Raw genomic sequence first — 23,753 nt, 5'->3', positions numbered from 1 at the left:
CGGCCCCGCCGGCATCACGCCGCCCGCTGCCGCCGCGCCGGCGCCAGCGCCGCCAGCAGCGCCTCCGCCGCCGCCAGGCGCTCCGCCGCATCGGCGCTCTCCCGCCGCAGCAGCAGGCGGCCGTTGCGGAGCTCGAGCCCCGGCGGCGGCTCGGCCCATGCCGCATGCGGCGTCGCCGCCGCGGCGCTCGGGCCGACCTCGATCCGGGCGATGCCGAGGCGGCGGCAGCGCGCCGCGATCCGCGCCAGGGCGAGGAGGTTGCGCAGCGGCTCCGGTGCCGGGCCGAAGCGGTCCTCCAGCTCATCCTCCAGCGCCTCCACCCCGGCGAGGTCCCGCGCCCGCAGCAGCGCGCCGAGCCGGGCATGCACCTCCACCCGCTGCGCCTCCTCCGGCACATGCCCGGGCGGGACGAAGGCATCCACGCCCAGGGCAAGGCTCGTGCCGCTGGCCTCGGGCGGGGGCTCGCCGCGCGCCATGGCAAGGGCGCGCTCCATCAGATGACGATAGAGCTCGATGCCGACCAGCTTCAGATGGCCCGCCTGCTCCTCCCCCAGCAGGTCGCCGGCGCCGCGCAGGTCGAGGTCGCGGGCGCTGATGGCGAAGCCGGCGCCGACCCGGTCCAGCGTCTCCAGCGTGCGCAGCCGCCGCTCGGTCGCGGCCGGCAGCCGCACCGCCGGGTCGGTCAGCAGGTAGATCGCGCCGCGCAGCCTGCCGCGCCCGACCCGGCCGCGAAGCTGGTGGAGCTGCGCCAGGCCGAAGCGGTCGGCACGCCAGACCAGCATGGTGTTGGCGCGCGGCACGTCGAGGCCGGATTCGACGATATTGGTCGAAACCAGCACATCGGCCTCGCCCTCGGCGAAGCGCAGCATCGCCTCATCCACCTCCGTGGGCGGCAGGCCGCCATGCGCCTCGATCAGCGAAAGCTCCGGCACCAGGGCGGCGATGCGGTCGCGCATCGGGGCGATGTCCTCGATGCGCGGGCAGACCACGAAGCTCTGCCCGCCGCGCCGCGCCTCCCGCCGCAGGGCCTGGGCCAGCAGCGCATCCTCCAGCGGCGCGCGCATGGTCCGCACCGGCTGGCGCCGCGCCGGCGGGGTGGCGATGACGCTGAGCTCCCGCAGCCCGACCAGCGCCGCCTGCAGGGTGCGCGGGATGGGGGTGGCGGTCAGGGTCAGGACATGCAGCCCCCCACCCGCCCGCAGCCCCTGCAGCTGCGCCTTCTGCCGCGCCCCGAAGCGCTGCTCCTCGTCGATGATGAGCAGGGCGAGGTCCTTGAAGCGCACGGATTTGGCCGCCAGCGCCTGGGTGCCGATGGCGATCCGCACCTCGCCTCTGGCGATCGCGGCGCGGATGGCGCGTGCCTCGGCCGGCGGTGTCAGCCGCGACAGCGCCTCGATGCGGATGCCGAGGCCCTCGAAGCGGCGGCGGAAGCTTTCCAGATGCTGGCGTACCAGCACGGTGGTCGGCGCCAGCAGCGCCACCTGATGCCCGGCCAGCGCCGCCGCGGCGGCGGCGCGCAGCGCCACCTCGGTCTTGCCGAAGCCGACATCGCCGCAGACCAGCCGGTCCATCGGCCGCCCGCTGGCGAGGTCCTGCAGCACCGCGGCGGCGGTTGCCTGATCGTCGGTCAGCTCATGGGGGAAGCGGGCGGCGAAACGGGCGAAGGGACCGGGCGGCGGGATCAGGGCAGGAGCCTGCGCCGCCTCCCGGGCCCGAACCATCTCCAGCAGGGCGCGGGCGCTCTCGGCGACGGCCGCCTCGGCCGCTGCGCGGCGCTTCGGCCAGGCCTCGCCGCCCAGCCGGTCCAGGCTGAGCCCCGCCGCTTCCGCGCCGTAGCGCCACAGCCGGTCCAGCTCGTCGAAGGGGACGAATTGCGTGGCATCGGCATAGCCCAGCCGCAGGCAGTCGAGCTGCCCCGTGCCGGTATCCACCGGCTCCACCCCCCGCAGCGCGCCGAGCCCGTGCTCCTCATGGATCACGGCGTCGCCCGGCTGCAGGATGGCGGCGGCCAGCGGCGTCGCGGCGCCACCCCCGACCGGGCGCGGCAGGCCGCCCGGGCGGATGGCCAAGAGCGGGACCAGCACGGCCTCCGGCGCGGCGAAGCCGGGCAGGTCGGCCGGCGCCTCCAGCCAGGCGAGGCTGCCCGGCGGCAGGCCGCGCAGCGCCGGCCAATCCGCCACCTGCTGCGGCGTATGGCCCAGCGCCGTGCCGAGGCGCCGGACCAGCCGCCGCAGGCCGGGTCCGGCCGGGCCGGCGATGGCCAGCCGGCGCCCCTGGCCAAGCTGCGCCTCGGCATAGTCGCGCAGCGCCGCCTCCGGCTCCTCCAGCGTCGCGAAGCGCGGGGGCGGCGCGACCGCCGCCTCGGCCGCCGCCGCCACCTGCTGCTTCTGCCGCCCGCCGAGCGCGGCCGCCCAGGCCTCGGGGGAGAGGTAGAGGGCCTCCGGCGGCAGGATGGGCAGCGCCTCCGGTGCCGGGGCGGGCGTCTCCGTCTCCTCTGGCGCGGGGCCGGCCTCCGGCGGGGCCGGGCGCAGGGCGAGGCGGGTGCGGAAGGCCTCGCCCAGCTCCGCCCAGCGCCGCTCCAGCGCGGCCTCGGCGCCATCGTCGAGGATCACCGCCGCCTCCGGCATCAGCTCCGGCAGCGTGATCAATGCCTGGTCGAAGGCGGGCAGCGCGTGTTCCAGGCCGGGCGGCCAGGCCGCCACCCGCGCATCCTCCGCCGGCAGCACCAGCTCCGAGGCAGGGCCGACGACCAGCGCCGCAACCTCCTCCTCCAGGCTGCGCTGGCTGCGCGGGTCGAAGCGATGGATGCCGAGGAGGCGGCCTTCCTCATGCCGCAGGCGCCAGGCGGGATCGCCCTCGGTGCCCGGCGGGATGATGTCGATGACGCTGCCATGGAATGCCGCCTCGCCCGGCTCGTCCACCTGGTCGTCCAGCGCGTAGCCGCGGCGGAGCAGTTCGCGGCGCAGCGCCTCCGGGTCCAGCGCGCCGCCAGCCTCGAGCCGCAGCGCGGCCGCGGCATCGGGACGCGGCAGGCGCTGCGCCAGCGCCTCGGCCGAGCCGATCAGCAGGCGCGGCCCGGCGCTGCCGGCGCGCGCCGCCGCCCTCCTGCGCGCGCCCATCGCGGCGCGGGAGGGCGAGACGCGGTCATAGGGCAGGCAGTCCCAGCCGGGCAGCAGCAGCACCTCCAGCCCGGCCGGCGCCAGGGCACGAATGGCGCGGTGCAGGCGCGCGGCACGCCCCTCGCTGCGAGCGACGAACAGCGTGCCGGCCGCGCCCTGGGCCAGGGCGCATTCGACGAGGCGGGCGGCCAGCAGCCCTTCCGGCTCGGCCTCCAGCTTCGGGCGGGGCGCCGCGGAGCGGCCCCGCGCCGGCTCAGCCGAGGCCACGGGCGAGGCCGGCCGGCTGGTGGGCAGGATGGGAGGACGCGATGCCTGGTTGCGACAGCGTCACGCCCGCGGGGCGTCTGGGTCGCGCCTGTCGGGCGATGCCTTGCGGAGCAATTCCGGAAGTGCAGTGGCAGGCAGTGGCGGCGGTGTTGCTGGACATCTGGCTCCGCGCTGGCCGGGGTGGTGACCGAAGCGCCGGGACGCCCCGGCGGTTCAGCGCCGCCGCGACAATGAGAGCCCGGATTGGCGCGGAGATGATACAGCTTGCAGCCGCTGCGCCTGGTGCCCTCGGTTCGTCGGCGCCGGCAACCTCGCGGAAGCTTCCTGGTTGCAGCGCCCTTGCCGCCGGGGGCGTCGCCGCGGGCGCAGGCCCTGCGCGTCCGGTGGCCATGCGGCCAGGATCCCGTCCGCGCTGGCCGGGCGAACGCCGCAGGCATGGCCGCAGGTGGCAACGTGGCCCGGGCGACGGCGTTCGATCGCGCAGCGGCGCCACTGTCTGCCGCAGTCAGCGAGGTCGTTCTAGATGTCACCTTCCGACGACGCCAGGCCCGACACCCCCACCATCGCCATCCATGGCCATCAGATGGATGTCGGCGATGCGCTGCGGCAGCACGTGACCGAAAAGCTGCTTGCCACCACCGCCAAGTATCTGGGTGCGGAGGACATGACCGCCCGCTTTGCCCGCACCGGCCAGGGCGGCTTCTCCTGCTCGGTACGGGTGCATGCCGGGCGCGACCTGTTCTTCGAAGGGTCCGCCGCGGCATCCGAGGCGCCGATCGCCTTCAACCAGGCCTTGGAACATGTCAGCAAGCAGCTTCGCCGGCGCAAGCGTGCGCTGCGCGAGGACAAGCCGGTGAACCCCGACAAGGAGGACCCGCAGTAGCCAGCCCCGCCCCCGGCCGTGCCGTGCCGATGGGGAGGAGCGAGGCGCGCGTCATTCCATCCGCATCCGCGGCGTGAGCGGCGGCCTGACGGGCCTGTTGCCGGTGGCCGCGCCCTGGCTGCTGGGCTTTGCCGATGCCGGCGCATCTGGCGGCGCGAGGGGCTGAAGGTGCCACGACGGCAGCCGAAGCGGGGCCGTCCGTGGCTGGAGGGCGGCTCCTGCCTCCGGGCGGCCGGCCTCGCAGCCGCCCGCAGCCTCTCACAGCGGCCGCGCGAAATGCGGACCGATGCCGGTCTACGGGCGCGCGGCCGGTATGCCCTCGATTTTGGCGCGCAGCCGCCACACCAACCCTGCACGCGATATCCAGCCCGGAAAGTGAGGATTTTCCGAGCCGGCTATCAGTCCGGCTGGATGTTGTTGCGGCGGATGACTTCGCCCCACTTCTCCAATTCGCTGCGCATGAAGGCGCCGAATTCCTCGGGGCTGTTGCCGCCGGGGATGGCGCCCTGCTCATGCAGGCGCCGGCGCACCTCCTCGTCCTGCAGGGCGGCGATGGCGGCCCGGCGGAGGGCGGCGAGCGGCCCGGCGGGCATGCGCGCCGAGGCGACGAGCCCATGCCAATTGCTGGCATCCACCGCCGGCAGGCCGAGCTCGGCGAAGGTCGGCACATCCGGGATCCAGGACAGCCGCTCCTTCGTCCCCACCGCCAGCGCCCGCATGGCGCCGGCCTGGATCTGCGGGATCAGCACCGGCAGGTCGGCGAAGCCGAGCTGCACCTCGTTGCGCAGGATGGCGGTGGCGAGCTGGCCGCCGGAATTGTAGGCGATCTGCACGAGGTCCAGCCCGGCCGCGGCGCGGAACTGCTCGCCCGCCAGATGCGGCATGGAGCCGTTGCCGGTGGTGCCGAAATTCAGCGCCCCGGGCCGCGCCTTCGCATCCGCGATCAGCGCCTGCAGCGTGCGGTAGGGGGAGGTGGCGGGCACCACCAGCGGCTCCGGCACCAGCACGCCGAGGGTGACGGGCACCAGGTCCCGGAGCGGATCATAGGGCGTGCCGCGACCGAGCTTCGGCGCGATGGCCAGCGCCCCGGCGCTGCCGATGCCGAAGGTGTAGCCATCCGGCGCGGCCTTCGCCACCACGTCCACCCCGGTCATGCCACCGCCGCCGGCGCGGTTCTCGATGACCACCGGCTGGCCGAGCGTTGCGCTCATATGCGGGGCCAGGATGCGGGCGACGATGTCGCTCGGCCCGCCGGCGGCGAAGGGCACCACGAAGCGCAGCGGGCGGGTCGGGAAGGCTTCATCGGCACGGGCCGGCAGGATGAAGGGCGCGCCCAGCAGCGCGGTCAGGAATTGGCGCTTTTTCATCGGCATGTTCTCAAGGCTCTTGGGGGTGCAGCTCAGGCGAGGCCGGGCAGGCGGTAGAAACGGGCGGCGCTGCGCCAGAACAGGTCGGTCTTCTCCTCGGCGCTGGCCGAGGCGGCGATGCGCTTCATGGCGTTCCAGCCGACGGCGTAGGCGTAGCCGCCCTTGTCCACCGGGAAGTTGCTCTCGAACATGCAGCGGGCCGCGCCGAAGGTTTCGATGCAGCGCTCCATCCAGGGGCGCCAGGCCTCCGCCAGTTCGAGCGAGGAGGGCGCGCGGTCGCGCGCCTCGAAGCCGAAGCCCGGCAGCCGCATGCCGAGGCCGCCGAGCTTGACCATCACGTTCGGGCAGCCGGCCAATTCCTGCATATTGGCCGACCAGGCGGCGAAGACCTCGTCCCGCTTCCCGGCATAGCGACCGATGCCGAGGATGCCGCCGCAATGGTCGAGCACGATCGGCACCTGCGGGAAGGCGCGGGCCAGCGCCACCAGGCGCGGGATCTGGTGGAAGTAGAGCCAGGCGTCGTAGCTGAGGCCGAGCTCGGCGAGATGGGCGAAGCCGGCGCGGAAGCCCGGGCTGTCCAGCATATCCTCGGCCGGCTGGTAGGCCGGGTTCAGCATCGCCGGGTCGGGGTCCCAGGTGGCGATGTGGCGGATGCCGCGGAAGCGGTCGCCGCCGGCCCGGAGATGCGCCTCCAGCACCGGGCGCACCGCATCCCCCAGCCGGAGGTCGGCGGCGCCGACGATGCCGGCGCAGGCCTGCACCTTGCCGTATTGGCCGCTGGCGCACATCGCCGCGACACCATTGGCGAATTCGGTCTCGCCCACGGCCCGCATCGCCGCCGGCCCCTCGGCGCGCAGCATGGAGCGCGAGGACTGGATGTAGACGGTGGCCCGCACGTCATGGCCGCTGCGCAGATCGGCCAGCAGCTCGTCGAGCAGGTAGCGCCAGCCCGGCTGGTCCCACAGGTGATGATGCGGGTCGATGATCGGCTGGCCCGGCTCCAGCACCTCTTCCCGCGTGGTGGCCAGCCAGTCCTCGCGCACCGGGATCTGGTGCTGATGCGCCGGGGTGCTCATGCGCCGGCCTCCGGATCCTCGAGTTCCGGGGCGAGGCTGCCGGGCAGGCCGAGCTCGAAGGCGTTCAGCGTCAGCGCGACCAGGCAGTAATAGCCGAGGATGCCCACCAGCTCGACCATGCCGCGCTCGCCCAGCGCGGCGAGGCCCTGCTCGTAGAGCGGCCGCTGCACGCGGCCGCTGGCCAGCAGGGTGCTGGCGACGTCGTACACCGCCTGCTCCCGCGCATCGCCCAGCGCCGGCCTCCGGCGCGCGGCGATGGCGGCGATGATCTCGGGATCGAGGCCGGCCTTCAGCGCCTCGCGCTTGTGCGCCGTCCATTCATGGTGCGAGGTCCAGTGCCGGGCGCAGACCAGGATGGCGAGTTCCGACAGGCGCGGCTCCAGCGAGGTCTGGTAGCGCAGCAACTCACCCAGCTTCTGCGCCCGGGTGGCCAGCTCGGGGTTCCGGATCCAGGCGATCATCGGCGCCGGCACGCGGCCCCGGATGCCGGCGACCGCCTCGGCGCAGGCGGCCCGCTGCTCCGGCGTCATCGCCGCCTCGGGCGGCAGGTCAAGGCGAGGCATGGGGAGGTCCTCCTCGGTTCAGGCCAGGGCCAGGATCGGGCTGGGGTCGCCGCCAAGGGCGCGGGTCAGGGCGGCGGCCTCGCGCAGGACGAGCGGCAGGCAGCGCGCCTCGGCCGCCGGGTCGAAGCGATAGCGCGGCATGGTGATGCCGATGGCTCCCGCGACGGCGCCGCGCCCGTTCAGCACCGGGGCGGCGATGGCCACGACTTCCGGCAGGCGCTCGCCATGGCTGACGATGGGCAGGCGCGGGCGCGGCTCGGCCTCCAGAGCGACCAGCGCGCGGCCATAGGCGCCGATGCCGAGCGGCGCCACATCCCCCACCTGCGCCACGGTGCGCACCGGCTGCGGGCTTTCCTGGCGGAACAGGCAGCGGCGCTGCTCGCCCTCGCGCACGAAGAAGGCGGCGCTTTCCCGGCTCTCGCTGCGCAGCCGGTCCAGCGCCGGCATCACCTGGTCCTCCAGCCGCAGGCTGCGGCGGAAACGCTCGCCCAGTGCCAGCAATTGCGGCCCGAGAGCATAGCCGCCGGCCGCGCCGCGCTGCACGAAGCCGTGGCTTTCCAGCGTGCCGAGCAGCCGGAGCGCGGTGGTCAGGTGCAGCCCGGCGCGACGGGCGATCTCGACCAGCGGCAGGGCCGCGTCGCCCTCCTCGAAGGACTGCAGGATGGCCAACGCCCGATCCACGGCGCGCACATTGCCCTCGGCGTCCGCGGCCTCGCGCCGCGGGCCGGCTGCCGGCCTCGTCGGATCGGTCGGTTTCCTCGTCACGCCGCCGTTATAGCCTTCTCTTCCGTAGGATGGAAGTCACTTGCACAGGATGGATATCGGGTGATACCCGCTGACTGGGCAGAAGGGCCGGGAGCGTCGTCATGCATCACGTCACGCGTCGCCATGCGCTGGGCCTGGCGGCCGGGTTCGGGCTGGCCGCGCCGGCCCTGGCGCAGCCGGCTTGGCCCGCTCGCCCGGTGACGCTGCTGGTCCCCTTCGCGCCCGGCGGTGCCTCGGACATCGCGGCGCGGGCCTTCAGCACCAGGCTGTCGGAACGCAGCGGGCAGCCCGTGGTGGTGGAGAACGGCCCCGGCGCGAACGGGCAGCTCGCGGCGCGGCTGCTGGCGCGCGCCACGCCCGACGGCCATACGATGCTGGTCGGCTCGATCGGCGTCTTCGCGCTGAATCCCGTGCTGTACCGCAACCCGGGCTACGACCCGCTGACCGACTTCGCGCCGGTGACGCTGGCCGTCACCACGCCGAACGTCCTGGTGGTGAACCCGGGGGTCGCGCCGGTGCGCGACCTGGCGGAACTGGTCGCCTGGATGAAGGCGCGGCCGCGCGGCGTCTTCCACGCCACCAGCGGCATCGGCTCCTCGCCGCATCTGACGATGGAGCTTTTCACCCAGATGACGGGAACCGAGGCGACGCATCTGCCCTCGCGCGGCGGCGCCACGGCGGTGATGGACCAGTTGGCCGGAACGGTGCAGATCTCCTTCCAGGGGCTCGGCTCCGTCATCGGCCCGGTGCGCGATGGCCGGCTGCGCGCGCTGCTGGTGACCGCTGCCCACCGCAGCCCGCTGCTGCCGGAGGTGCCGACGGCGGCCGAGGCCGGACTGCCCAACTTCGAGGTGAGTTCCTGGCAGGCGGTGATGGCGCCAGCCGCAACCCCGCCCGCGCTCTGCGAGCGGATCGCCGCCGAGATCACCGCCATCCTGCGCGAACCCGCCGTGGCCGATTCCCTCCAGGCGGGCGGCTACACCATCGCCGGCGGCACACCTGAGGAGTACGCCGCCTTCCAGCGGGCCGAGATCGCGCGCTGGCGGCGCGTGGCGCAGGCCGCGGGCATCGTCCTCGACTGACGGCGCGGCCGAGCGCCAGGCATCGACATCCATGGAGAGCAGAAGCATGCCGCAGCGCTTTGCAGGCAGGATCGCCATCGTCAGCGGCGCCGGTTGCGTCGGCCCCGGCTGGGGCAATGGCCGCGCCATCGCCGTCGGGCTGGCGCGCGAAGGGGCGACGGTGATCGGCGTGGACCGCGTGCCGGAAAGCATGGCGGAGACGGCCGAGCGGATCGCCGCCGAGGGCGGCCGCTTCGAGACGGCGGTGCTCGACGTGACCGACAGCGCCGCCATCGCCCGGCTGGTCGCCGACGTCGTCGCACGCCATGGCCGGATCGACGTGCTGGTGAACAATGTCGGCGGCTCGGCCGCCGGCGGTCCGGTGGAAATGGCCGAGGAGGTCTGGGACCTGCAGATCGACACCAACCTCAAGAGCGTCTTCCTCGCCCTCAAGCACGTGTTGCCGGTGATGGAGAGGCAGGGGAGCGGCGCAGTGGTGAACCTCGCCTCGACCTCCGGCATCCGCGGGACCGGCGCGGCGCAGGTGGCCTATGCGGCGTCCAAGGCCGGGGTGATCCAGCTCTCGCGCGTCGTCGCGGTGCAATACGCGCCGAAGGGCATCCGGGTGAACCCGGTGGTGCCAGGGCAGATGCACACCCCGATGGTCGAGGTCCGCCTGGCCGGCCAGCGCGCCGGCGGCGATGTGGAAGCGCTGGTGAAGCAGCGCCTGTCGCGCATTCCGCTGGGCTTCGCGGGCGACGGGCGAGACACCGCCAATGCCGTGCTGTTCCTCGCCTCCGACGAGGCGCGCTTCGTCACCGGCACGGAGCTGGTGGTGGATGGCGGCATGTCCGTCCGCTGCGGGTAGGCCGCCACGGCGTAGGGGCAGATCAGCGCGGTTGGCCCTGGCTGCACCTGGCGCATACCCGCGCGCCGAGAGCGACGGCATCCTGGCCTATCTGTTCGAGCACATGGCGAACCCGCCCTTCCAGAGCCGCTCCCGCTGGCGCGAGACCTCCATCGCCTTCCGGGACGATCGCTGCGTCCAGCACCGCGCCATGTGGGATTGCTGGCCGCACACCCGCTACGGCAACCGCGTCACCGGCAAGGGCGACCGGCTCGCCGGTCTAGAGCGTTTTCGGTTCACATGCGTTCACCGAAAACGCTCTACGCCTTTGTTTGCAGACCAGATTCACGCCTTCGGGCGATGCCGCCCTACGGCGCTCTGCTCTAGGGCAGCCTCCGACTTGACGGATCACGGCGTGAGCCATCAAGTGATCGGGTATTGCTCTAGCCGGGCATGGCGCCGGGCCATGGCGCACTGCCCCATCCTCCGGCGCGGCCCGATCGGCCGCGTCCCCACGGAGCAGGGAGGCAGGCATGCGGAGCGCGCCGGGCGTACTGGCCGCCGCCTTGTCCAGACCGGCCGTGACCGCCGCGGCCGACCGCCTGCGCAGCCTTGCGCCGGGCTTGGCCGCCGCCTGCGCCATCGCCCTGGCCTCGGTCATGCTGCGCAAGGCCACCGGGATCGCCGCCCTCAACCCGGTGGTGCTGGCGCTGGTCATCGGGATCGGCGTCCGCACGGCGATGGGGGCGCCGGCGGCCCTCAAGCCCGGCCTTGCCTTCGCCGTCCGGCCGCTCCTGCGCGCGGCCATCGTGCTGCTCGGCCTCGGCGTGACGCTGGGGCAGCTTCTCGGGCTCGGCCCCGGGGCCCTGGTGCTGGCCGTCATCGTGGTGGCGGCGACGCTGCCCTTCACGGTCTGGCTCGGCGGGCGCCTCGGCGTCGAGCGATCGCTGGCCCGGCTGATCGGCGCCGGCACGGCGATCTGCGGCGCCTCCGCCATCGTCGCGGCCAACCAGGTCGCCCAGGGCCGGGACGAGGATGTGAGCTACGCCCTGGCCGTCATCACGCTCTGCGGGACGGCGGCGATGCTGGTCTGTCCCGCGCTCGCGGAACCGCTCGGCCTCGAGGCGCGCACCTATGGGCTGTGGGCCGGGGCCTCGGTGCATGAGGTGGTGCAGGCGGTGGGCGCCGCGGCCGCGGGGGGGCCGGAGGCGGCGCAGTCGGGCACGGTGATGAAGCTCGCGCGCGTGTTCCTGCTGGCGCCCGCCGTGGCCGCGCTTGGTCTTCTGGCCGGCAGGGGGGACAAGGCCAGGGCGCCGGTGCCCTGGTTCGCCCTGGGCTTCCTCGGCCTGGTGGCGCTCGGCAGCACCGGGCTCGTGCCGGGCCCGCTGGTGGAGGCGTCCCGCGCGCTGGTGCCACTGCTGCTGGCGACTGCGGTCGCGGCGCTCGGCCTTTCCACCGACCTCAGGGCGCTGCGCGCGCGCGGCGGCGCGCCCCTGCTCCTTGGGGCCGCCAGCAGCCTTTTCATCGCCCTGCTCGGGCTGGCCGGCGTCGCCCTGCTGGAGGTGATCTGACGCCGGCCCCGGCCATGGCGGGGCAGACGGATACGGGAGGAACAGCCATGAACATGATGCCAGCGCCGGCCGAGCTCCGGCCCGTCTCGGGGCCCTTCGTCTGGTACGGCCCGGAGATGGCGAGACGGACGGACTGGATCCGCCCCCTGTCGCCCGCCGAGGTCGATGAGCTGGAGACCGCGGTGCGGCGGCTCGACGCCACCGGCATCGACATCGCCGCGATCGGCCCGGAGGATCTGCGGGTGCCTGGCCTTGCCCCGCTGGTCGAGCACATCAGGCGGGCCGTGCTGCACGGGACCGGCTTCATCCTGGTGCGCGGCGTGCCGGTGGACCGCTGGAGCGTGCGGCAATGCGCCATCGCCTATTTCGGTCTCGGCACCATGCTCGGGGAGCCGGTGTCGCAGAACGCCAAGGGCCACATCCTCGGCCATGTGAAGGATATCGGCGCGGATTACGCGCAGCCGACCGCCCGCGGCTACCAGACAGCGGCGCGCCTGCCCTACCACACCGACAGCTCCGACATCGTCGCGCTGCTTTGCCTGAAGCCGTCCAAGGCGGGCGGGCTGTCCAGCATCGCCAGCTCGGCCGCGATCTACAACGAGATGCTGAAGCAGCGCCCCGACCTGGCAGCCGAACTCGCGAAGCCCCTCTACCGCGACCGCCGGGGCGAGGTGCCGGAGGGCGGGGAGGAGTGGTACGCGGTGCCGGCCTTCAACCCGATGCCGGGCGGCGGGCTGATCACCACCTATGTCCGCAGCGCGATGCGAAAGGCGCAGCGCTTCCCCGCGGTGCCGCGCATCACGCCCCAGCTCGACGCCGCCTGCGACCTCTTCGACCAGCTCGCCGAGAGTCCCGGGATCCATCTCGACATGGAGTTCCGCCCGGGCGACATCCAATTCCTGAACAACCATTGGATCGCCCACTCGCGCACCGCCTATGAGGACTTCCCGGAGCCCGGGCGGCGCCGGCACCTGCTGCGGCTCTGGCTCGCCTGCGAGGACGGCCCGCCGCTGCCGGAGGTCTATCTGCGCACCTGGCAGGGCGCGACGAGGAAGGGGCGGCCAGCCGGCATCCGCGTGCCTGGCGTGAGGCTCAACGCCCCGCTCGATGCCGAGTAGGGCGGTATCCTCAACCGCCCGCCGGGCAACCCTTGCCCGGCGGGCCGAGGCGGCCGGCGCCGATGCAGGGGCCGAGGGTGGCGCTGAAGCGAGCGGCAAAGGCCGAGCGCGGCTGGCCTCTACCGAAAATCCCTAGCGCGCCAGCAATCGGTCCAGCACTCCGCGCAATTCCGCAGCGGCATTTGCCGAGCCGCCAGGGCTTCGCCACCCGACATAGCCGTCTGGCCTGACCAGGACGGCGCCGTCTGCGCTCACGCCAAAGCCCTGCTGCCAGGCGCCCTCGGGATCGAGGATCTCCCGGCCCACGATATGGGCCTCCACTTCTGGGCGCAGTCCTTGCGCTGCCTCGGCCCAAGGGCCACCGTCCGGACCGGCCAGCAGCACGAAGCGGTTGCCGAACAGGTCGATGGTTGAAATCCGCGCGCCATTCCGTTGCAGCCATACATGTGGCGCGCGGGATCCGGGCCGGGCATTCGGCAGGTATTCCGTCACCGGGTCGGCCGCCTGGATGGGCGGGGTTCCATCCGGCAGCACCGCCCCGCTCTCATAGGGCACGCCGAAGATCAGGCCCTGCTCGTTCAGGAATTCCCGGCGCGGCAATACCGCGCTGCTCTGCCGTGCCGTCCGCCCCATGGAAAGGGCGTTGGCGAGGCTGGTCCGCGTCGTCAGCTCCGCCAGCGGCCGACGCTCGGCGTCATAGCTGTCGAGCAGCGCCTCCCCCGCCTCGCCCTTCAGGACGGCGGCCAGCTTCCAGCACAGGTTCAGCGCATCCTGCACGCCGGTGTTCATCCCGAAGCCGCCGGTCGGCGGCATTTCATGCGCGGCGTCGCCGGCCAGGAAGATGCGCCCCACCCGGTAGCGCTCGGCCACCGTCGCCGAGGCTTCCCAGGCGCTGGTCCCCAGCACCTCCACCGGAAGCTCCGGCAGGCCGGCCGCCTGGCGGACCAGCGCAACGCAGAGCTCCGGCGTGAAGTCCGCGGGGCGGAAGCCGTAATGGCTGAGGCTGTGGATCAGGAAGCCCCAACGATCCGTGGCGTTGATGGTCAGGAAGGTGCCGCGCAGGCTGGGCTGCTCCACGAAGTAGAGCGCCGCCGGCCGGTCCTTCACCCAGGGCGAGAGATCGGCGCGGAACAGGATGTTGACGCTGTCATAGACCTTCTCCTCGCCGAGCATCTTCAGGCCGAGCTGGCGGCGCACCGGGCTTTGCGCGCCATCCGCGGCGATCAGCCAGCCTGCCCGCACCTCGGTGGCGGCCCCGCTGGCGCGGTCGAGGATCGTGGCGCCGATGCCATCCGCATCCGGGCGCAGCGCGGTCAGCTCGGTCGAGAAGCGGAGCTCGCCGGGACCGGCCGCCTCGGCATGGCGCCGCAGCACCGGCTCCAGATCGTCCTGGGCGCAGAGGCAATTGCTGGTCGGCGTCATCGCCAAGTTCTTCGCCAGCGCCCGGCCCGGGACGCGGCGCTCGATCTCACGGCCGGCCAGGCTCTCGGTCCAGACGATCAGCCCGGTGCTCTGCGCCGAGAGGCCGGCGGCACGGATATCCGCCTCGATGCCGAGCTGGCGGTACATCTCCATGGTGCGGGCGTTGATGCCGCGGGCCTTCGGCACCCGGGCCGTGCCGGCATGCCGCTCCACCAGCAGGGAGCGGATGCCGTAGCGTGACAGCAGCAGCGAGGCGGTGAGACCGACCGGGCCGCCGCCGACGATGAGGACGGGCGTTTCGAGCATCGGTCGGTCCCCTATTGCCGGCCCATGCCGATGCGCCGGGCGATCCCGCGCTGCATGGCCAATTCCTTCGACAGGTGCATGGCGAATTCCTCCGGCGTGGCGCCGGAGGGCTCGGCCTCGCTCTCCCGCATCAGCCGTTGCAGCAGGGGCGTCTGCAGCGCCTCGGCGGCGGCACGCTGCACCGCGAGGATGCGTTCGCGCGGCACGCCGGCGGTGGTCCAGATGCCGGCCATGCCGATCAGCTCCCAATCCTTGTAGCCGGCCTCCTGCATGGTCGGCACCTCGGGGAAGGAATAGGCGCGGTGGGTGGCGGTATAGCCGAAGGCGCGCAGCCGCCCGGCGCGCAGATGCGGGTCGGCCGGCGGCAGGGTGGAGAAGGTGAGGTCCACCTGGTCCGCCAGCATGGCGGTGATGGAGGGGCCGGTGCCCTGCAGCACCAGGGTCAGCAGCTCCGCCCCGGTGTATTCGCGGAATTGCTCGGCGCCGAGATGGGTGATGTTGCCGATGCCGGTCATGGCGCAGGTCAGCCCGCCAGGCTTGCTCTTCGCCAGCGCCACCAGCTCCGCCATGTTCTGCGCCGGCAGGGTGGCGCGGCCCACCAGCATCATCCCATTCCCCTTGTTCACCAGGGTGACGGGCGCCAGGTCGCGCTCCGGGTCGTAGGGCAGCGGCACCGTGCTGAACACGATGTTCCCGATGAAGCTGCCGGTGGTGTAGAGCAGCGTGTAGCCATCCGGCCGTGCCGTCGCCACCGCCTGGGCGGCGACGATGCCGTTCGCCCCCGGCCGGTTCTCGAACACCACCGTCTGGCCGAGGATGCGGGACATCTCCTCGGCCAGCGGCCTGCCGTTCAGGTCCAGCGGGCCGCCCGGCGCGAAGGGCACCAGCAGGCGGAGAGGACGGTCGGGGAAGCGCTCCGCTTGCGCCAGGGCCGGCGTGGCAAGGGTGGAGAGCAGGAAGGCACGGCGCTTCATCCGGTTGACTCCCGGCTTGTGTCCAGCAGGAAGGGGGTGATGGCGGTGGCGATGCGCTCCGGTGCCTGGATGGTGCCGACATGGCCGAGCCCCTCCAGCAGCAGGGTGCGCGCGCCCGGGATTTCCCGCGCGATCGCCAGCGTGTGCGCGGGCGGCACCAGCCGATCCTCCGCCTGCGCCAGCACCAGGGTGGGCGCGGTGATGCCGCCGAGTGCAAGGCGCGGCGCCTCCGGGATCAGCGCGTTGCGCCGGGCCCGCTGTGCCGGGGTGCGGGTGCCGCCGGCGAAGCGGCGGGCCAGCTCGGGATGGGCGGCGAGATGCGCCTCCGGGTAGAAGAAGCGTGCGATCTCCGCCGCATTCGCCGCCGGGTCCGTGCGCAGCCGGCCGAGCGTCGCGGCCGCTTCCGGGTTGATCTCGGCGATGCCCTGGCCGATGCGGATGGCTGCCGAGAGCACCAGCCTGTCGACCCTCTCCGGATGCCGCACCGCCAGCGCCTGGGCGATGACGCTGCCGAGGGAGCTGCCGAAGACATGCGCCCGCCGGTGGCCGAGTGCCGCGACCAGCGCCGCTGCGTCATCCGCCAGCGCCTCGATGCCGTAGGGCGCCTCGGGGTTGCTGGTCCGGCCGGAATCCCGCTGGTCATAGGCGATGCAGGTGAAGCGGCCGGCGAGATGGGCGGTCAGCGCGGCATACTGCGTATGGTCCGCCTCCGCGCCATGCAGCAGGAGGAGCGGCGGCCCCTCGCCGGTGACGGCGCAGGCGATCTCCACGCCGCCGCCGATCGGGATGCGGCGGATCCTGCCAGGGGCCGCTTCGGGGAGGGCCATCTCAGCCGACCTCCACCGGCGCGACCTCACGCAACCGCGGCAGCACCTCCTTGCTGAAGAGGCGGATGCCCTTCTTCGACTCCTCATGGGTCATGTAGCCGCTGCGGCCGATCAGGCAGAGATGCCCGAAGCCGCCGACCTTGTCGTAGAACTCCATGATCTGGCGGTGGACGCTGTCCGGCGTGCCGGCGAACAGGATGCCCTGCTGCATCGCCTCCTGCGCCGTCAGCCCCATCAGCTTCTGCGCATTCTGGCTGGCCGGGGCGACGCCCTTCTCGGCATCCGTCAGGGCAAGGCCGGCCTCGGCGCGCGGCATCGTCCGGTAGAGGCCGGGCGCCGCCTGGGGCGGCGCCGCGCCGGGCAGGAATTTGTTGTATTGCGGCGCGGATTTCAGGCTGGTGTTGAGGAACCAGAGCAGCTTGGTCCCGCCCTCGATCCCCTCCTCCTCCGTCTCGCCGACATAGACCATGGCGGCATAGGCGAAATTGTCGGTCGTCACCTTCGGCAGCCCGGCCTCGCGCCGCGCCGTGCGATGCGCCTCGTAGGCCTTCTTCGTGCCCTCCGGCCCGCGCAGCACCAGCACATGCGTCATGCCGCGGCGGCCGACCTCGGCGGCGCTGCGCGGGTCGCCGGTCGCCGCCCACATGCGCGGATGCGGCTGCTGGTAGGGGCCGGGCCAGATGTTCACATGCCGGTGGGTGTAGTGCTTGCCCTCCCAGCTGAAGGGGCCGTCATGGCTGGTCAGGGTCTTCTTGATGAGGTCGATCGCCTCCCAGAACCGCTCCTCGTTGTTCACCGGCTGCATGTTGGAGCTGGCGACCTCGGTCCCGCCCGATTTGACGAAGCCGATCTCGAACCGGCCGCGCAGCAGGCAATCCGCGGTCGCGTATTCCTCCGCCACCCGCACCGGGTCCGGCCGCAGCGAGATCAGCGTGCCGAGGCTGAGGACGCGGACATTCCTCGTCTGCCGCGCCAGGATGCCGGTGATCATCGGGTTGGAGCCGATGAGGGAGTTGATCCCGGCATGGTGCTCGATGCAGAGGACATTCATGCCGAGCTCGTCGCACAGCGCGAATTCGTCCAGCACCTCATGGAACAGATTGGCCGCGATCCTCGGGTCGCAGAGCCGGTTGGGCAGGCTGGCGCGGACCGAATCCGCGGCATCGGTGATGCGCTTGTCCACATAGGGATAGGGGATTTCGCATTGCCACCAGGCGTCCATGGTCGTCTCTCCGGAAGCGTTGCTCAGCGGGCCAGGAAGCCGATGACGTGGTCGGCGAAGGCGTCGGGCTGCTCGATTTCGGGGTGGTGGCCGGCGGCGGCGATCTCGGCGTAGCGGGCGCCGAGGATCAGCCGCGCCATGGCCTGGCCGTAGCCGGGCTTCACGATGCCGTCGGAGGCGCCCCACAGCACCTGGGTCGGCGCCTTGATGGCCGGCAGCCAGTAGGCCAGGCGCGGATGGTGCATGTAGGGGTGCCAGCCATAGAGCGAGAGCGCTTCCCGGCTGCGGTGCAGCGCGATCAGCTCGGCATCCTCCATGGCGTCGTAATCCGGCGCGTTCCGCGGATCATGCCAGGTGGCGGCGCGGACCGTGTCGGGATGGACATTGAAGATGTCGAGGATGTCCGGCGTTTCCCGGTCGCTCACCTTGATGCCGAGGGCATCGACCAGCACCAGCCGCCCGATGCGCGACGGCATCCGCAGCGCCAGCTCGGCGGCGAGCCAGCCGCCGAAGGAAGCGCCGATGAGCGAGATCCTGGGGTGGCCCAGCGCCTCGATGAGCTGGGTATAGAGGTGCAGCAGGTCGTAGACGCTCTCGAAATCCTTCGGCCGGGGCGTGTTGCCGAAGCCGGGATGGGAAGGGGCGATGACCTGCAGCCGCCGCCCCAGCAGCTCGAGGAACCGGGCATCGGGCGCCGCCGGCTGGAAGCCGTGCAGGAACAGCACCGGCGCGCCGGCGCCGCAGCGCAGCACCTCCACCTCGATGCCATGGACGGCGATGCGGTCGGGGGTCGTCTCGGTCGGCATGGCGCCTCGCTTCGCTCGGGGGTTCGGGGGATCAGCGCGGCAGCGCCTCATCACGGGTTTCTCGCCCCAGCAGCATGGCGAGGATGCTGAGCACGGCGAGGCAGGTCATGACCGCCGCCGCCTTGTTGAAGCTGCCGCCGAAGGGCACCACCAGCAGGCCGGCGACCAGCGGGCCGAAGCTGGTGATGATGCGGGCGGTGCCGTTGCAGAAGGAGATGGCGGTCGCCCGCGCATGGGTCGGGAACAGCTCCGGCAGATAGACCGCATGGCCGGAGAACACGCCGATGACCAGGAAGCCGAAGACCGGCAGCAGCACCGGGTAGTACTGCCAGCCCTCCAGGCCGAGATAGAGGGTGAGGCCGGAGGCGATGGCGCCGAGATTGTAGAAGATGACGGTCGGCCGCCGGCCGAACCAGTCGGCGAGGAAGCCGAAGGCGGCGTAGCCGGCGATGCCGCCAAGGCCGAACAGCATCATGCCGTTGCCGATGTGGTGAATCGCCGCGGTGCCGGTGATGCCGTCCTTTTCCAGCATCAGGCCCTGGATGGTCGGCAGCCAGATCTGGGTGGTCCAGATCGAGAGCAGCGTGCCGAGGCAGAACAGCATCCCGATGAAGGTGCTGAAGCGCAGGCCCGGGCTGAGGAGCTGGCGCAGCGGCGCCTGCATGAAGGCTTGGTCCTCGGCGCTCGCTGCCTCGCCACGGGCGCGGATGCTGGCGCGCCGCGCCTGGACGGCGGCGAAATGCGTCGGCTCCTGCGTGCTGCGGCGGAGCAGCAGCAGCAGGATGGCGGGCAGGATGCCGGCGAAGAAGACGTAGCGCCAGCCATAGGGGCCGAGCAGGTTGTACACCTGCCCGCCGATCAGCGGGCCGAAGGCGCCGCCGGTCATCATGATGCCGAGCACCTTGGCGCGGTGCGCGCCGTGGAAGGCCTCGGCCACCAGCGCGATGCCCACCACCGCCTCCGCCCCGGTGCCGAGGCCGGCGAGGAAACGGAAGAGGCCGAGCTGGAAGGGCGTCTGCGCCACGCCCTGCAGCGCGGTGCAGAGGCTGAACAGGATGATGCTGATGGCCAGCGTCCGAACCCGGCCGAGATAGTCCGCGACCATGCCGAAGAGCATGCCGCCGATCGCCCAGCCGAGCAGCCCGACCATGGCCAGGGTGCCGCCGACGCGGCCGATCTCCGCCGTGCTCGGGGCGCCGCCCAGCAGCTCGGTCAGCGCCGGCCGCAGGACGATGGCGAAGAGGCCGAAATCGGCGGAATCGAGCGCCCAGCCGAGCCAGGTGACCCAGAAGATGCGCCATTGGTAGCGGGTGAAGCCGGCGAAGCCGGTGGCCCGGCCCGCTTCCAGCCCTGCGATGCTCATGGGGTTTCCTCCCGGGGTGCGTTCGTCGCGCCCTCTCCGTGCCGGCACGCTGCCTGTGCCCGTGTCATGGCGCCGCCGGCCGGGTGAGCGGGCGGGAGGGGTTCAGCCCTGGCGGGACGATCCGCGCCGGCGGCAAGGCAAGCGCCGGCCATCAGCACCCGGTACGGGGTCTGCATGGACACTCCTCCCTCGGGCCAAGTGCGGTTTGTCCGCCTTCGCCTCTTGCCGCCGGGTGCCGTCCATCCGCGTGACGCGGGGTGGCGCTCGGGTCCTCTGATCTGCCGGCAGGCCGCGTGTCCGGTGATCGCTCCAAGGAGTGTCACGCCGAACGGCTTTGTCGTGGTCGAACGATTGTTTTATACGATCGTCACAGAGTCAAGCACGCCGGGACGGGCCATGGACCACAGCTTTGCCGAGGCGGACCGGCGGGACGCCGCTCCGGATATGCCGGCCCGCACCATCGACCGGATCCTGAGCGCCGCGGCTCGGCTCTTTGCCGCCCGCGGCATGGCCGGCGTCGGCCTGCGGGAGATCACCGCCGAGGCCGGGGTCAACCTGGCCGCGGTGAACTATCATTTCGGCTCCAAGGAGAAGCTGCTGGAGGCGCTGTTCCTGCGCCGGGCGCAGCCGATCACCGCGGAACGCATGCGGCTGCTCGCGCTCTGCGCCGAAGGGCCCGGCCGGCCGCCGATGCTGGAGCAATTGCTGGAGGCCTTCCTGCGCCCCGCCTTCTCGCTCGGCCTCGAGGCCGGCGTGGACGGCGCCACCTTCGGCCGGCTGCGGGCGCGGCTTGCGGTGGAAAGCGAGGAACTCTACCGCCGCATCCTGGCGCAGGCCTTCAACCCCAGCACCCGCGCCTTCCTGGAGGCCATCGTGCAGACCCTGCCGGAGGTGCCGCGGGCCGAAGTGGAATGGCGCTTCCACTTCATGCTGGGCACCATGATCTACACCATGGCCGATAGCGGCCGGATCCAGTCCATCACCGATGGCCGCTTCGGCACCTGCGATGTCGAGACCGCGCTGGCCAAGCTCCTGCGCTTCCTCGGCGCCGGCTTCCGGGCGGCGACGCCGGACGGCTGAACCCCGACCAGCCGCCGGAGCATCCTCCCAAGAGGCAGCGCAATCAATCGAGCCGCCCGCGCCCGGCAGAGGCTGCGTTAGAGCGTTTTCGGTTTACATGCGTTCACCGAAAGCGCTCTACGCCTTTGTTTGCAGAGCAGATTCGCGCCTTCGGGCGATGCCGCCCTACGGCGATCTGCTCTAGAGCAGCCTCCGACCTGATGGATCACCGCGTGATCCATCAGGTCGGAGATAAGCTGCTCTAGATGTCGTACTTTCTAGAGCAAGAGATCCGATCAGGTGATTCCACCTGATCGGATATTGCTCTAGGCGCTTTGAAGCGCGATAGCAGTGGTGGCGCGGCCGCGGCCGAGCAGGCGCGCTGGCAAACCCTTGTCCTGACCTTGAGACGGGCCAGGGCAGCCGGGCCAGCGCCCCGGCCGCCCCTGCCCCGCCGATTCAGGCGCCGAAGCCGCCGTCGATCGTGTGCATCGCCCCGGTCACGAAGCTGGCCTCCGGCCCTGCCAGCCAGGCCACCATCCCCGCCACCTCCTCCGGCCGGCCGTGACGCTTGATGGCCATGACGGCGTGCATGGTGTCCTTCATCGGCCCGTCCGCCGGATTCAGGTCGGTGTCGATGGGCCCGGGCTGCACGACGTTCACCGTGATCCCGCGCGGCCCGAAATCCCGCGCCAGCCCGCGCGCCATGCCCTGCAGCGCCGACTTGCTCATCGCGTAGGCCGACAGGCCCGGGAAGGGAATCCGGTCGCCGTTGACGGAGCCGATGACGATGATCCGCCCCCCCTCCGGCATCCGCCGTGCCGCCTCGACCGAAGCGTGGTAGGGCGCGGCCACGTTGATGCGGATCATCCGGTCCACCGCGTCCGGATCCTGCTCCAGCGGGTCGCCGAAGGCGCCAACCCCCGCATTCACCACCAGCACGTCCAGCGGCCCGCTCTCCCGCACCCGGGCGATCACCGCATCCCGATCCGCGCTGTCCGTCATCACCGCCGTGGCGCCCGTCTCCGCTGCCAGCCGCTCCGCCGCCTCACGCGAGCCGGCATAGGTGAAGGTCACCGCCGCGCCTTCGCCTGCGAAGCGCCGGACGATCGCTGCCCCGATCCCCCGGCTGCCGCCGAGCACGAGAACGGATTTACCCTGGAAACCGGCCATCGGGCCCTCCTTGAGGATTAACCTAGTGGTCGCTACATAAAATCTCGGATGCTCCCGTCAAGGCATTTTGTAGGAATGACTACAGATAAACCGCGCCCCCGTGGCCGCCCCCGCCGCTTCGACCCGGAACAGGCCATCGCCACCGCCCAGCGCCTCTTCCATGCCCGCGGCTACGACGCCGTCAGCGTCGCCGACCTCACCGAGGCGCTGGGCATCAACCCGCCCAGCTTCTACGCCGCCTTCGGCAGCAAGGCTGGCCTCTATGCCTGCACCCTCGGCCGCTACACCGCCGCCGAGGGCGTCCCCCTGGCCGAGATCCTCCGCCCCGGGCGCCCCGTTGCCGAAGCCCTCGCCGAGGTGCTCGAGGACTCCGCCCGCCGCTACGCCGCCGATCCTGCCGCCGCCGGCTGCCTCGCCATCGAAGGCGCCCGCTGCAACGATCCCGAGGCGCGGCAGGCTGCCCGTGCCCTGGCCGCCGCCGCCGAGGACACCATCCGCCGCTTCGTCGCCGCCACCCACCCGGAGGCGGCCGGGCGCCTCACCGACTATGTGGTTACCGTCATGACCGGCCTCTCTGGCATGGCCCGCCAGGGCTACGGCCAGGACCGCCTCCTCGCCACCGCCCGCCTTGCCGGCCTGGCCCTTGCGCAGGTGCTCCGCGCCTGAGCGGCGCCCTGTCTGTCGTATTACGGTGGATGCCGGGCTGCTCCGCTTCGCGGCGGGCGAGGTGGAGGAGGCGGAGACGGCGCCACCCGCCGCGCCCGGACGGCTGGAGGAAGCCATTGCGGCGCTGGAGGCGCGGATGCTGCGCGAGGCGCTGGCCGAGACCGGCGGCAACCAGTCGGAGGCGGCGCGGCGTCTTGGCATCTCCCGCCCCGGCCTGATCAAGAAGATGGCGCGGCTCGGCTTGCGGTGAGCGGCTGCCGAAGCCGGTGGACCAGCGAATGCGTACCGCTGCCGTCGGTGCGTGACCTTCGAGGCGGCCGAGCGCCAGCCTCCCCGTGACAGCAAAGGAAAGGTGGGCTGCAGGCTGCGACCTCAGCGTTCCTGAGCCCCCGCAACGACGGCGTCCGGGGGGTGAAGGCGTAGCGGCCGCCCCACCGGCGCCGCCGCTGATCCGTTACAGCAACCATCGGTTCCCGCCTCCGTTGACCGGCCAGGCGCCTATGCCGGGCAGGCGCGCACCTGCTTGGAGGAGGACCGCCACCGATGTCGATCTCGAAAGCATTCACGGCGTGCGCGAACGCTGTCGCCCATGCCACCGGTCGGCCGCTGACCTTCGTAATCTGCGTCCTGGTGGTTTTGGCCTGGGCCATCACCGGCCCCCTCTTTGGCTTCTCCGACACGTGGCAGCTCATCATCAACACCGGCACTACCATCGTGACCTTCCTGATGGTGTTCCTGATCCAGAACACCCAGAACCGCGACAGCGCCGCCATCCAGGCCAAGCTGGACGAGCTGATCCGCACGAGCGCAGCGCAGAACGCCTTCATCGGCATTGAACGCCTGACGGAAGAGGAGCTGGCCGAGATCAGGGAGAAGTGCGAGGCGCGCGCAAAGGTCGCCGCTGCAGCCGACAGGGCGGAGGACAAGGCGAACCGCCGAGCCGCCCAGGCGGCGGAGCGGGCGATAAGCTAGAGCAGAGCGCTGTAGGACGGCATCGCCCGAGGGCGTGAATCCGCTCTGCAAACAAGGGCCTAGAGCGTTTTCGGTGCACGCATGTGAACCGAAAATGCTCTATTGTCCTGAGAACGAGGTCCGCAGGACTTCGGAACCAGCCAGCCGAAGACCGCGCCAACATCAACGCGCTGTTGTAGATGTGGAGGATCCAGCAGGGCATCATCCAGGGCTCGGCCAAGCGGTTGGCGACCGTGCCGGAACGGCCGGAGCGGTTCTCAAGCCCGGCCGCGCCCTCGGCCGCCAGCGGACCGGCCACGTCCGCACCGTCCGTTCGCTGCTGCCAA

At 72.1% G+C, this 23,753-nt stretch carries 21 protein-coding genes; 9 read left to right on the top strand and 12 right to left on the bottom strand.

Annotation, left to right across the window (positions count from 1 at the left end; genetic code table 11):
- Positions 1 to 14: 14 nt before the first annotated feature.
- Positions 15 to 3,386, bottom strand: a complete 3,372-nt coding sequence (locus NJ376_RS17755) for a DEAD/DEAH box helicase (protein WP_252954619.1) — start codon at positions 3,384 to 3,386, stop codon at positions 15 to 17.
- 523 nt (positions 3,387 to 3,909) lie between these two features.
- Between NJ376_RS17755 and NJ376_RS17750 the strand changes: the two genes are divergently transcribed.
- Entirely contained in the window at positions 3,910 to 4,269 is a 360-nt protein-coding gene (locus NJ376_RS17750) for an HPF/RaiA family ribosome-associated protein (RefSeq protein ID WP_252954618.1), read from the top strand.
- Positions 4,270 to 4,667: 398 nt separating this feature from the next.
- Here NJ376_RS17750 and NJ376_RS17745 read toward each other — a convergent pair whose 3' ends face one another.
- The 4 genes from NJ376_RS17745 to NJ376_RS29385 are packed head-to-tail and all read right to left on the bottom strand — an operon-like array spanning position 4,668 to position 7,956.
- A complete protein-coding gene (locus NJ376_RS17745; protein WP_252954617.1) occupies positions 4,668 to 5,636 on the bottom strand; it encodes a Bug family tripartite tricarboxylate transporter substrate binding protein in 969 nt (322 codons plus the stop codon).
- A 32-nt stretch (positions 5,637 to 5,668) separates the two neighbouring features.
- Positions 5,669 to 6,712: an amidohydrolase family protein gene (locus NJ376_RS17740; protein ID WP_252954616.1), complete on the bottom strand. Its 1,044-nt coding sequence runs from the start codon at positions 6,710 to 6,712 to the stop codon at positions 5,669 to 5,671.
- Entirely contained in the window at positions 6,709 to 7,275 is a 567-nt protein-coding gene (locus NJ376_RS17735; protein ID WP_252954615.1) for a carboxymuconolactone decarboxylase family protein, read from the bottom strand. Before NJ376_RS17735 ends, NJ376_RS17740 begins: the two co-directional genes overlap by 4 nt.
- A gap of 18 nt (positions 7,276 to 7,293) precedes the next feature.
- Positions 7,294 to 7,956 (bottom strand): IclR family transcriptional regulator, encoded by a 663-nt coding sequence (locus NJ376_RS29385; RefSeq protein WP_370288402.1) that lies wholly within the window; start codon positions 7,954 to 7,956, stop codon positions 7,294 to 7,296.
- 185 nt (positions 7,957 to 8,141) lie between these two features.
- On the opposite strand from NJ376_RS29385, the gene NJ376_RS17725 reads away from it, so the two are divergent.
- The 4 genes from NJ376_RS17725 (at position 8,142) to NJ376_RS17710 (ending at position 12,637) form a co-directional block, all read left to right on the top strand.
- Positions 8,142 to 9,122, top strand: a complete 981-nt coding sequence (locus tag NJ376_RS17725; protein ID WP_252954613.1) for a Bug family tripartite tricarboxylate transporter substrate binding protein — start codon at positions 8,142 to 8,144, stop codon at positions 9,120 to 9,122.
- 46 nt (positions 9,123 to 9,168) lie between these two features.
- Positions 9,169 to 9,969, top strand: coding sequence for an SDR family NAD(P)-dependent oxidoreductase (locus NJ376_RS17720; RefSeq protein WP_252954612.1), 801 nt, complete (start codon positions 9,169 to 9,171; stop codon positions 9,967 to 9,969).
- A gap of 512 nt (positions 9,970 to 10,481) precedes the next feature.
- On the top strand, positions 10,482 to 11,519 hold the full coding sequence (locus NJ376_RS17715) for a YeiH family protein (protein ID WP_252954611.1): 1,038 nt from the start codon (positions 10,482 to 10,484) through the stop codon (positions 11,517 to 11,519).
- A 47-nt stretch (positions 11,520 to 11,566) separates the two neighbouring features.
- A complete protein-coding gene (locus NJ376_RS17710) occupies positions 11,567 to 12,637 on the top strand; it encodes a TauD/TfdA family dioxygenase (RefSeq protein ID WP_252954610.1) in 1,071 nt (356 codons plus the stop codon).
- A gap of 132 nt (positions 12,638 to 12,769) precedes the next feature.
- On the opposite strand, the gene NJ376_RS17705 is transcribed toward NJ376_RS17710, so the two are convergent.
- From NJ376_RS17705 to NJ376_RS17680, 6 genes are read right to left on the bottom strand one after another with little or no spacing between them, the layout of a single operon-like run.
- Positions 12,770 to 14,365, bottom strand: a complete 1,596-nt coding sequence (locus NJ376_RS17705) for an FAD-dependent monooxygenase (RefSeq protein WP_252954609.1) — start codon at positions 14,363 to 14,365, stop codon at positions 12,770 to 12,772.
- Between the two features lie 11 nt (positions 14,366 to 14,376).
- Complete coding sequence (locus tag NJ376_RS17700; protein WP_252954608.1) at positions 14,377 to 15,339, bottom strand: Bug family tripartite tricarboxylate transporter substrate binding protein; 963 nt, start codon at positions 15,337 to 15,339, stop codon at positions 14,377 to 14,379.
- Positions 15,336 to 16,166 (bottom strand): alpha/beta fold hydrolase, encoded by an 831-nt coding sequence (locus NJ376_RS17695; protein ID WP_252954607.1) that lies wholly within the window; start codon positions 16,164 to 16,166, stop codon positions 15,336 to 15,338. The genes NJ376_RS17700 and NJ376_RS17695 overlap by 4 nt, the downstream gene beginning before the upstream one ends.
- A gap of 1 nt (position 16,167) precedes the next feature.
- Entirely contained in the window at positions 16,168 to 17,388 is a 1,221-nt protein-coding gene (locus NJ376_RS17690; protein ID WP_252954606.1) for an LLM class flavin-dependent oxidoreductase, read from the bottom strand.
- Positions 17,389 to 17,411: 23 nt separating this feature from the next.
- A complete protein-coding gene (locus tag NJ376_RS17685; protein WP_252954605.1) occupies positions 17,412 to 18,194 on the bottom strand; it encodes an alpha/beta fold hydrolase in 783 nt (260 codons plus the stop codon).
- 31 nt (positions 18,195 to 18,225) lie between these two features.
- On the bottom strand, positions 18,226 to 19,557 hold the full coding sequence (locus NJ376_RS17680; protein WP_252954604.1) for an MFS transporter: 1,332 nt from the start codon (positions 19,555 to 19,557) through the stop codon (positions 18,226 to 18,228).
- 396 nt (positions 19,558 to 19,953) lie between these two features.
- Here NJ376_RS17680 and NJ376_RS17675 point away from each other — a divergent pair, with 396 nt between their 5' ends.
- Positions 19,954 to 20,637: a TetR/AcrR family transcriptional regulator gene (locus NJ376_RS17675; protein WP_252954603.1), complete on the top strand. Its 684-nt coding sequence runs from the start codon at positions 19,954 to 19,956 to the stop codon at positions 20,635 to 20,637.
- A 438-nt stretch (positions 20,638 to 21,075) separates the two neighbouring features.
- Here NJ376_RS17675 and bdcA read toward each other — a convergent pair whose 3' ends face one another.
- Positions 21,076 to 21,789 carry an SDR family oxidoreductase gene (gene bdcA / locus NJ376_RS17670; RefSeq protein WP_252954602.1) on the bottom strand — a complete coding sequence of 238 codons (714 nt, stop codon included), beginning with the start codon at positions 21,787 to 21,789 and terminating at the stop codon, positions 21,076 to 21,078.
- 75 nt (positions 21,790 to 21,864) lie between these two features.
- Here bdcA and NJ376_RS17665 point away from each other — a divergent pair, with 75 nt between their 5' ends.
- From NJ376_RS17665 to NJ376_RS17655, 3 genes are all read left to right on the top strand, one after another.
- Entirely contained in the window at positions 21,865 to 22,455 is a 591-nt protein-coding gene (locus NJ376_RS17665) for a TetR/AcrR family transcriptional regulator (RefSeq protein ID WP_252954601.1), read from the top strand.
- A 25-nt stretch (positions 22,456 to 22,480) separates the two neighbouring features.
- The gene (locus NJ376_RS17660) at positions 22,481 to 22,705 is read left to right on the top strand and encodes a helix-turn-helix domain-containing protein (protein ID WP_252954600.1); all 225 of its coding nucleotides are present in this window, start codon (positions 22,481 to 22,483) and stop codon (positions 22,703 to 22,705) included.
- A gap of 293 nt (positions 22,706 to 22,998) precedes the next feature.
- On the top strand, positions 22,999 to 23,427 hold the full coding sequence (locus NJ376_RS17655) for a low affinity iron permease family protein (protein WP_252954599.1): 429 nt from the start codon (positions 22,999 to 23,001) through the stop codon (positions 23,425 to 23,427).
- Positions 23,428 to 23,753 lie beyond the last annotated feature (326 nt).

The organism is Siccirubricoccus soli, assembly GCF_024178315.1.
Lineage (GTDB): Bacteria > Pseudomonadota > Alphaproteobacteria > Acetobacterales > Acetobacteraceae > Siccirubricoccus > Siccirubricoccus soli.
The sequence above is the reverse complement of the archived record's forward strand: the minus strand, read 5'-3'. Positions and strand labels throughout refer to the sequence as shown.

Coding starts and splice junctions, on each gene's coding strand:
- NJ376_RS17750 (WP_252954618.1), top strand. CDS start 3,910: ATGTCACCTTCCGACGACGCCAGGCCCGACACCCCCACCATCGCCATC.
- NJ376_RS17675 (WP_252954603.1), top strand. CDS start 19,954: ATGGACCACAGCTTTGCCGAGGCGGACCGGCGGGACGCCGCTCCGGAT.
- NJ376_RS17680 (WP_252954604.1), bottom strand. CDS start 19,557: ATGAGCATCGCAGGGCTGGAAGCGGGCCGGGCCACCGGCTTCGCCGGC.
- NJ376_RS17665 (WP_252954601.1), top strand. CDS start 21,865: ATGACTACAGATAAACCGCGCCCCCGTGGCCGCCCCCGCCGCTTCGAC.
- NJ376_RS17705 (WP_252954609.1), bottom strand. CDS start 14,365: ATGCTCGAAACGCCCGTCCTCATCGTCGGCGGCGGCCCGGTCGGTCTC.
- NJ376_RS17695 (WP_252954607.1), bottom strand. CDS start 16,166: ATGGCCCTCCCCGAAGCGGCCCCTGGCAGGATCCGCCGCATCCCGATC.
- NJ376_RS17720 (WP_252954612.1), top strand. CDS start 9,169: ATGCCGCAGCGCTTTGCAGGCAGGATCGCCATCGTCAGCGGCGCCGGT.
- NJ376_RS17700 (WP_252954608.1), bottom strand. CDS start 15,339: ATGAAGCGCCGTGCCTTCCTGCTCTCCACCCTTGCCACGCCGGCCCTG.
- NJ376_RS17725 (WP_252954613.1), top strand. CDS start 8,142: ATGCATCACGTCACGCGTCGCCATGCGCTGGGCCTGGCGGCCGGGTTC.
- NJ376_RS17690 (WP_252954606.1), bottom strand. CDS start 17,388: ATGGACGCCTGGTGGCAATGCGAAATCCCCTATCCCTATGTGGACAAG.
- bdcA (WP_252954602.1), bottom strand. CDS start 21,789: ATGGCCGGTTTCCAGGGTAAATCCGTTCTCGTGCTCGGCGGCAGCCGG.
- NJ376_RS17715 (WP_252954611.1), top strand. CDS start 10,482: ATGCGGAGCGCGCCGGGCGTACTGGCCGCCGCCTTGTCCAGACCGGCC.
- NJ376_RS17710 (WP_252954610.1), top strand. CDS start 11,567: ATGAACATGATGCCAGCGCCGGCCGAGCTCCGGCCCGTCTCGGGGCCC.
- NJ376_RS17745 (WP_252954617.1), bottom strand. CDS start 5,636: ATGAAAAAGCGCCAATTCCTGACCGCGCTGCTGGGCGCGCCCTTCATC.
- NJ376_RS17740 (WP_252954616.1), bottom strand. CDS start 6,712: ATGAGCACCCCGGCGCATCAGCACCAGATCCCGGTGCGCGAGGACTGG.
- NJ376_RS17685 (WP_252954605.1), bottom strand. CDS start 18,194: ATGCCGACCGAGACGACCCCCGACCGCATCGCCGTCCATGGCATCGAG.
- NJ376_RS17735 (WP_252954615.1), bottom strand. CDS start 7,275: ATGCCTCGCCTTGACCTGCCGCCCGAGGCGGCGATGACGCCGGAGCAG.
- NJ376_RS17655 (WP_252954599.1), top strand. CDS start 22,999: ATGTCGATCTCGAAAGCATTCACGGCGTGCGCGAACGCTGTCGCCCAT.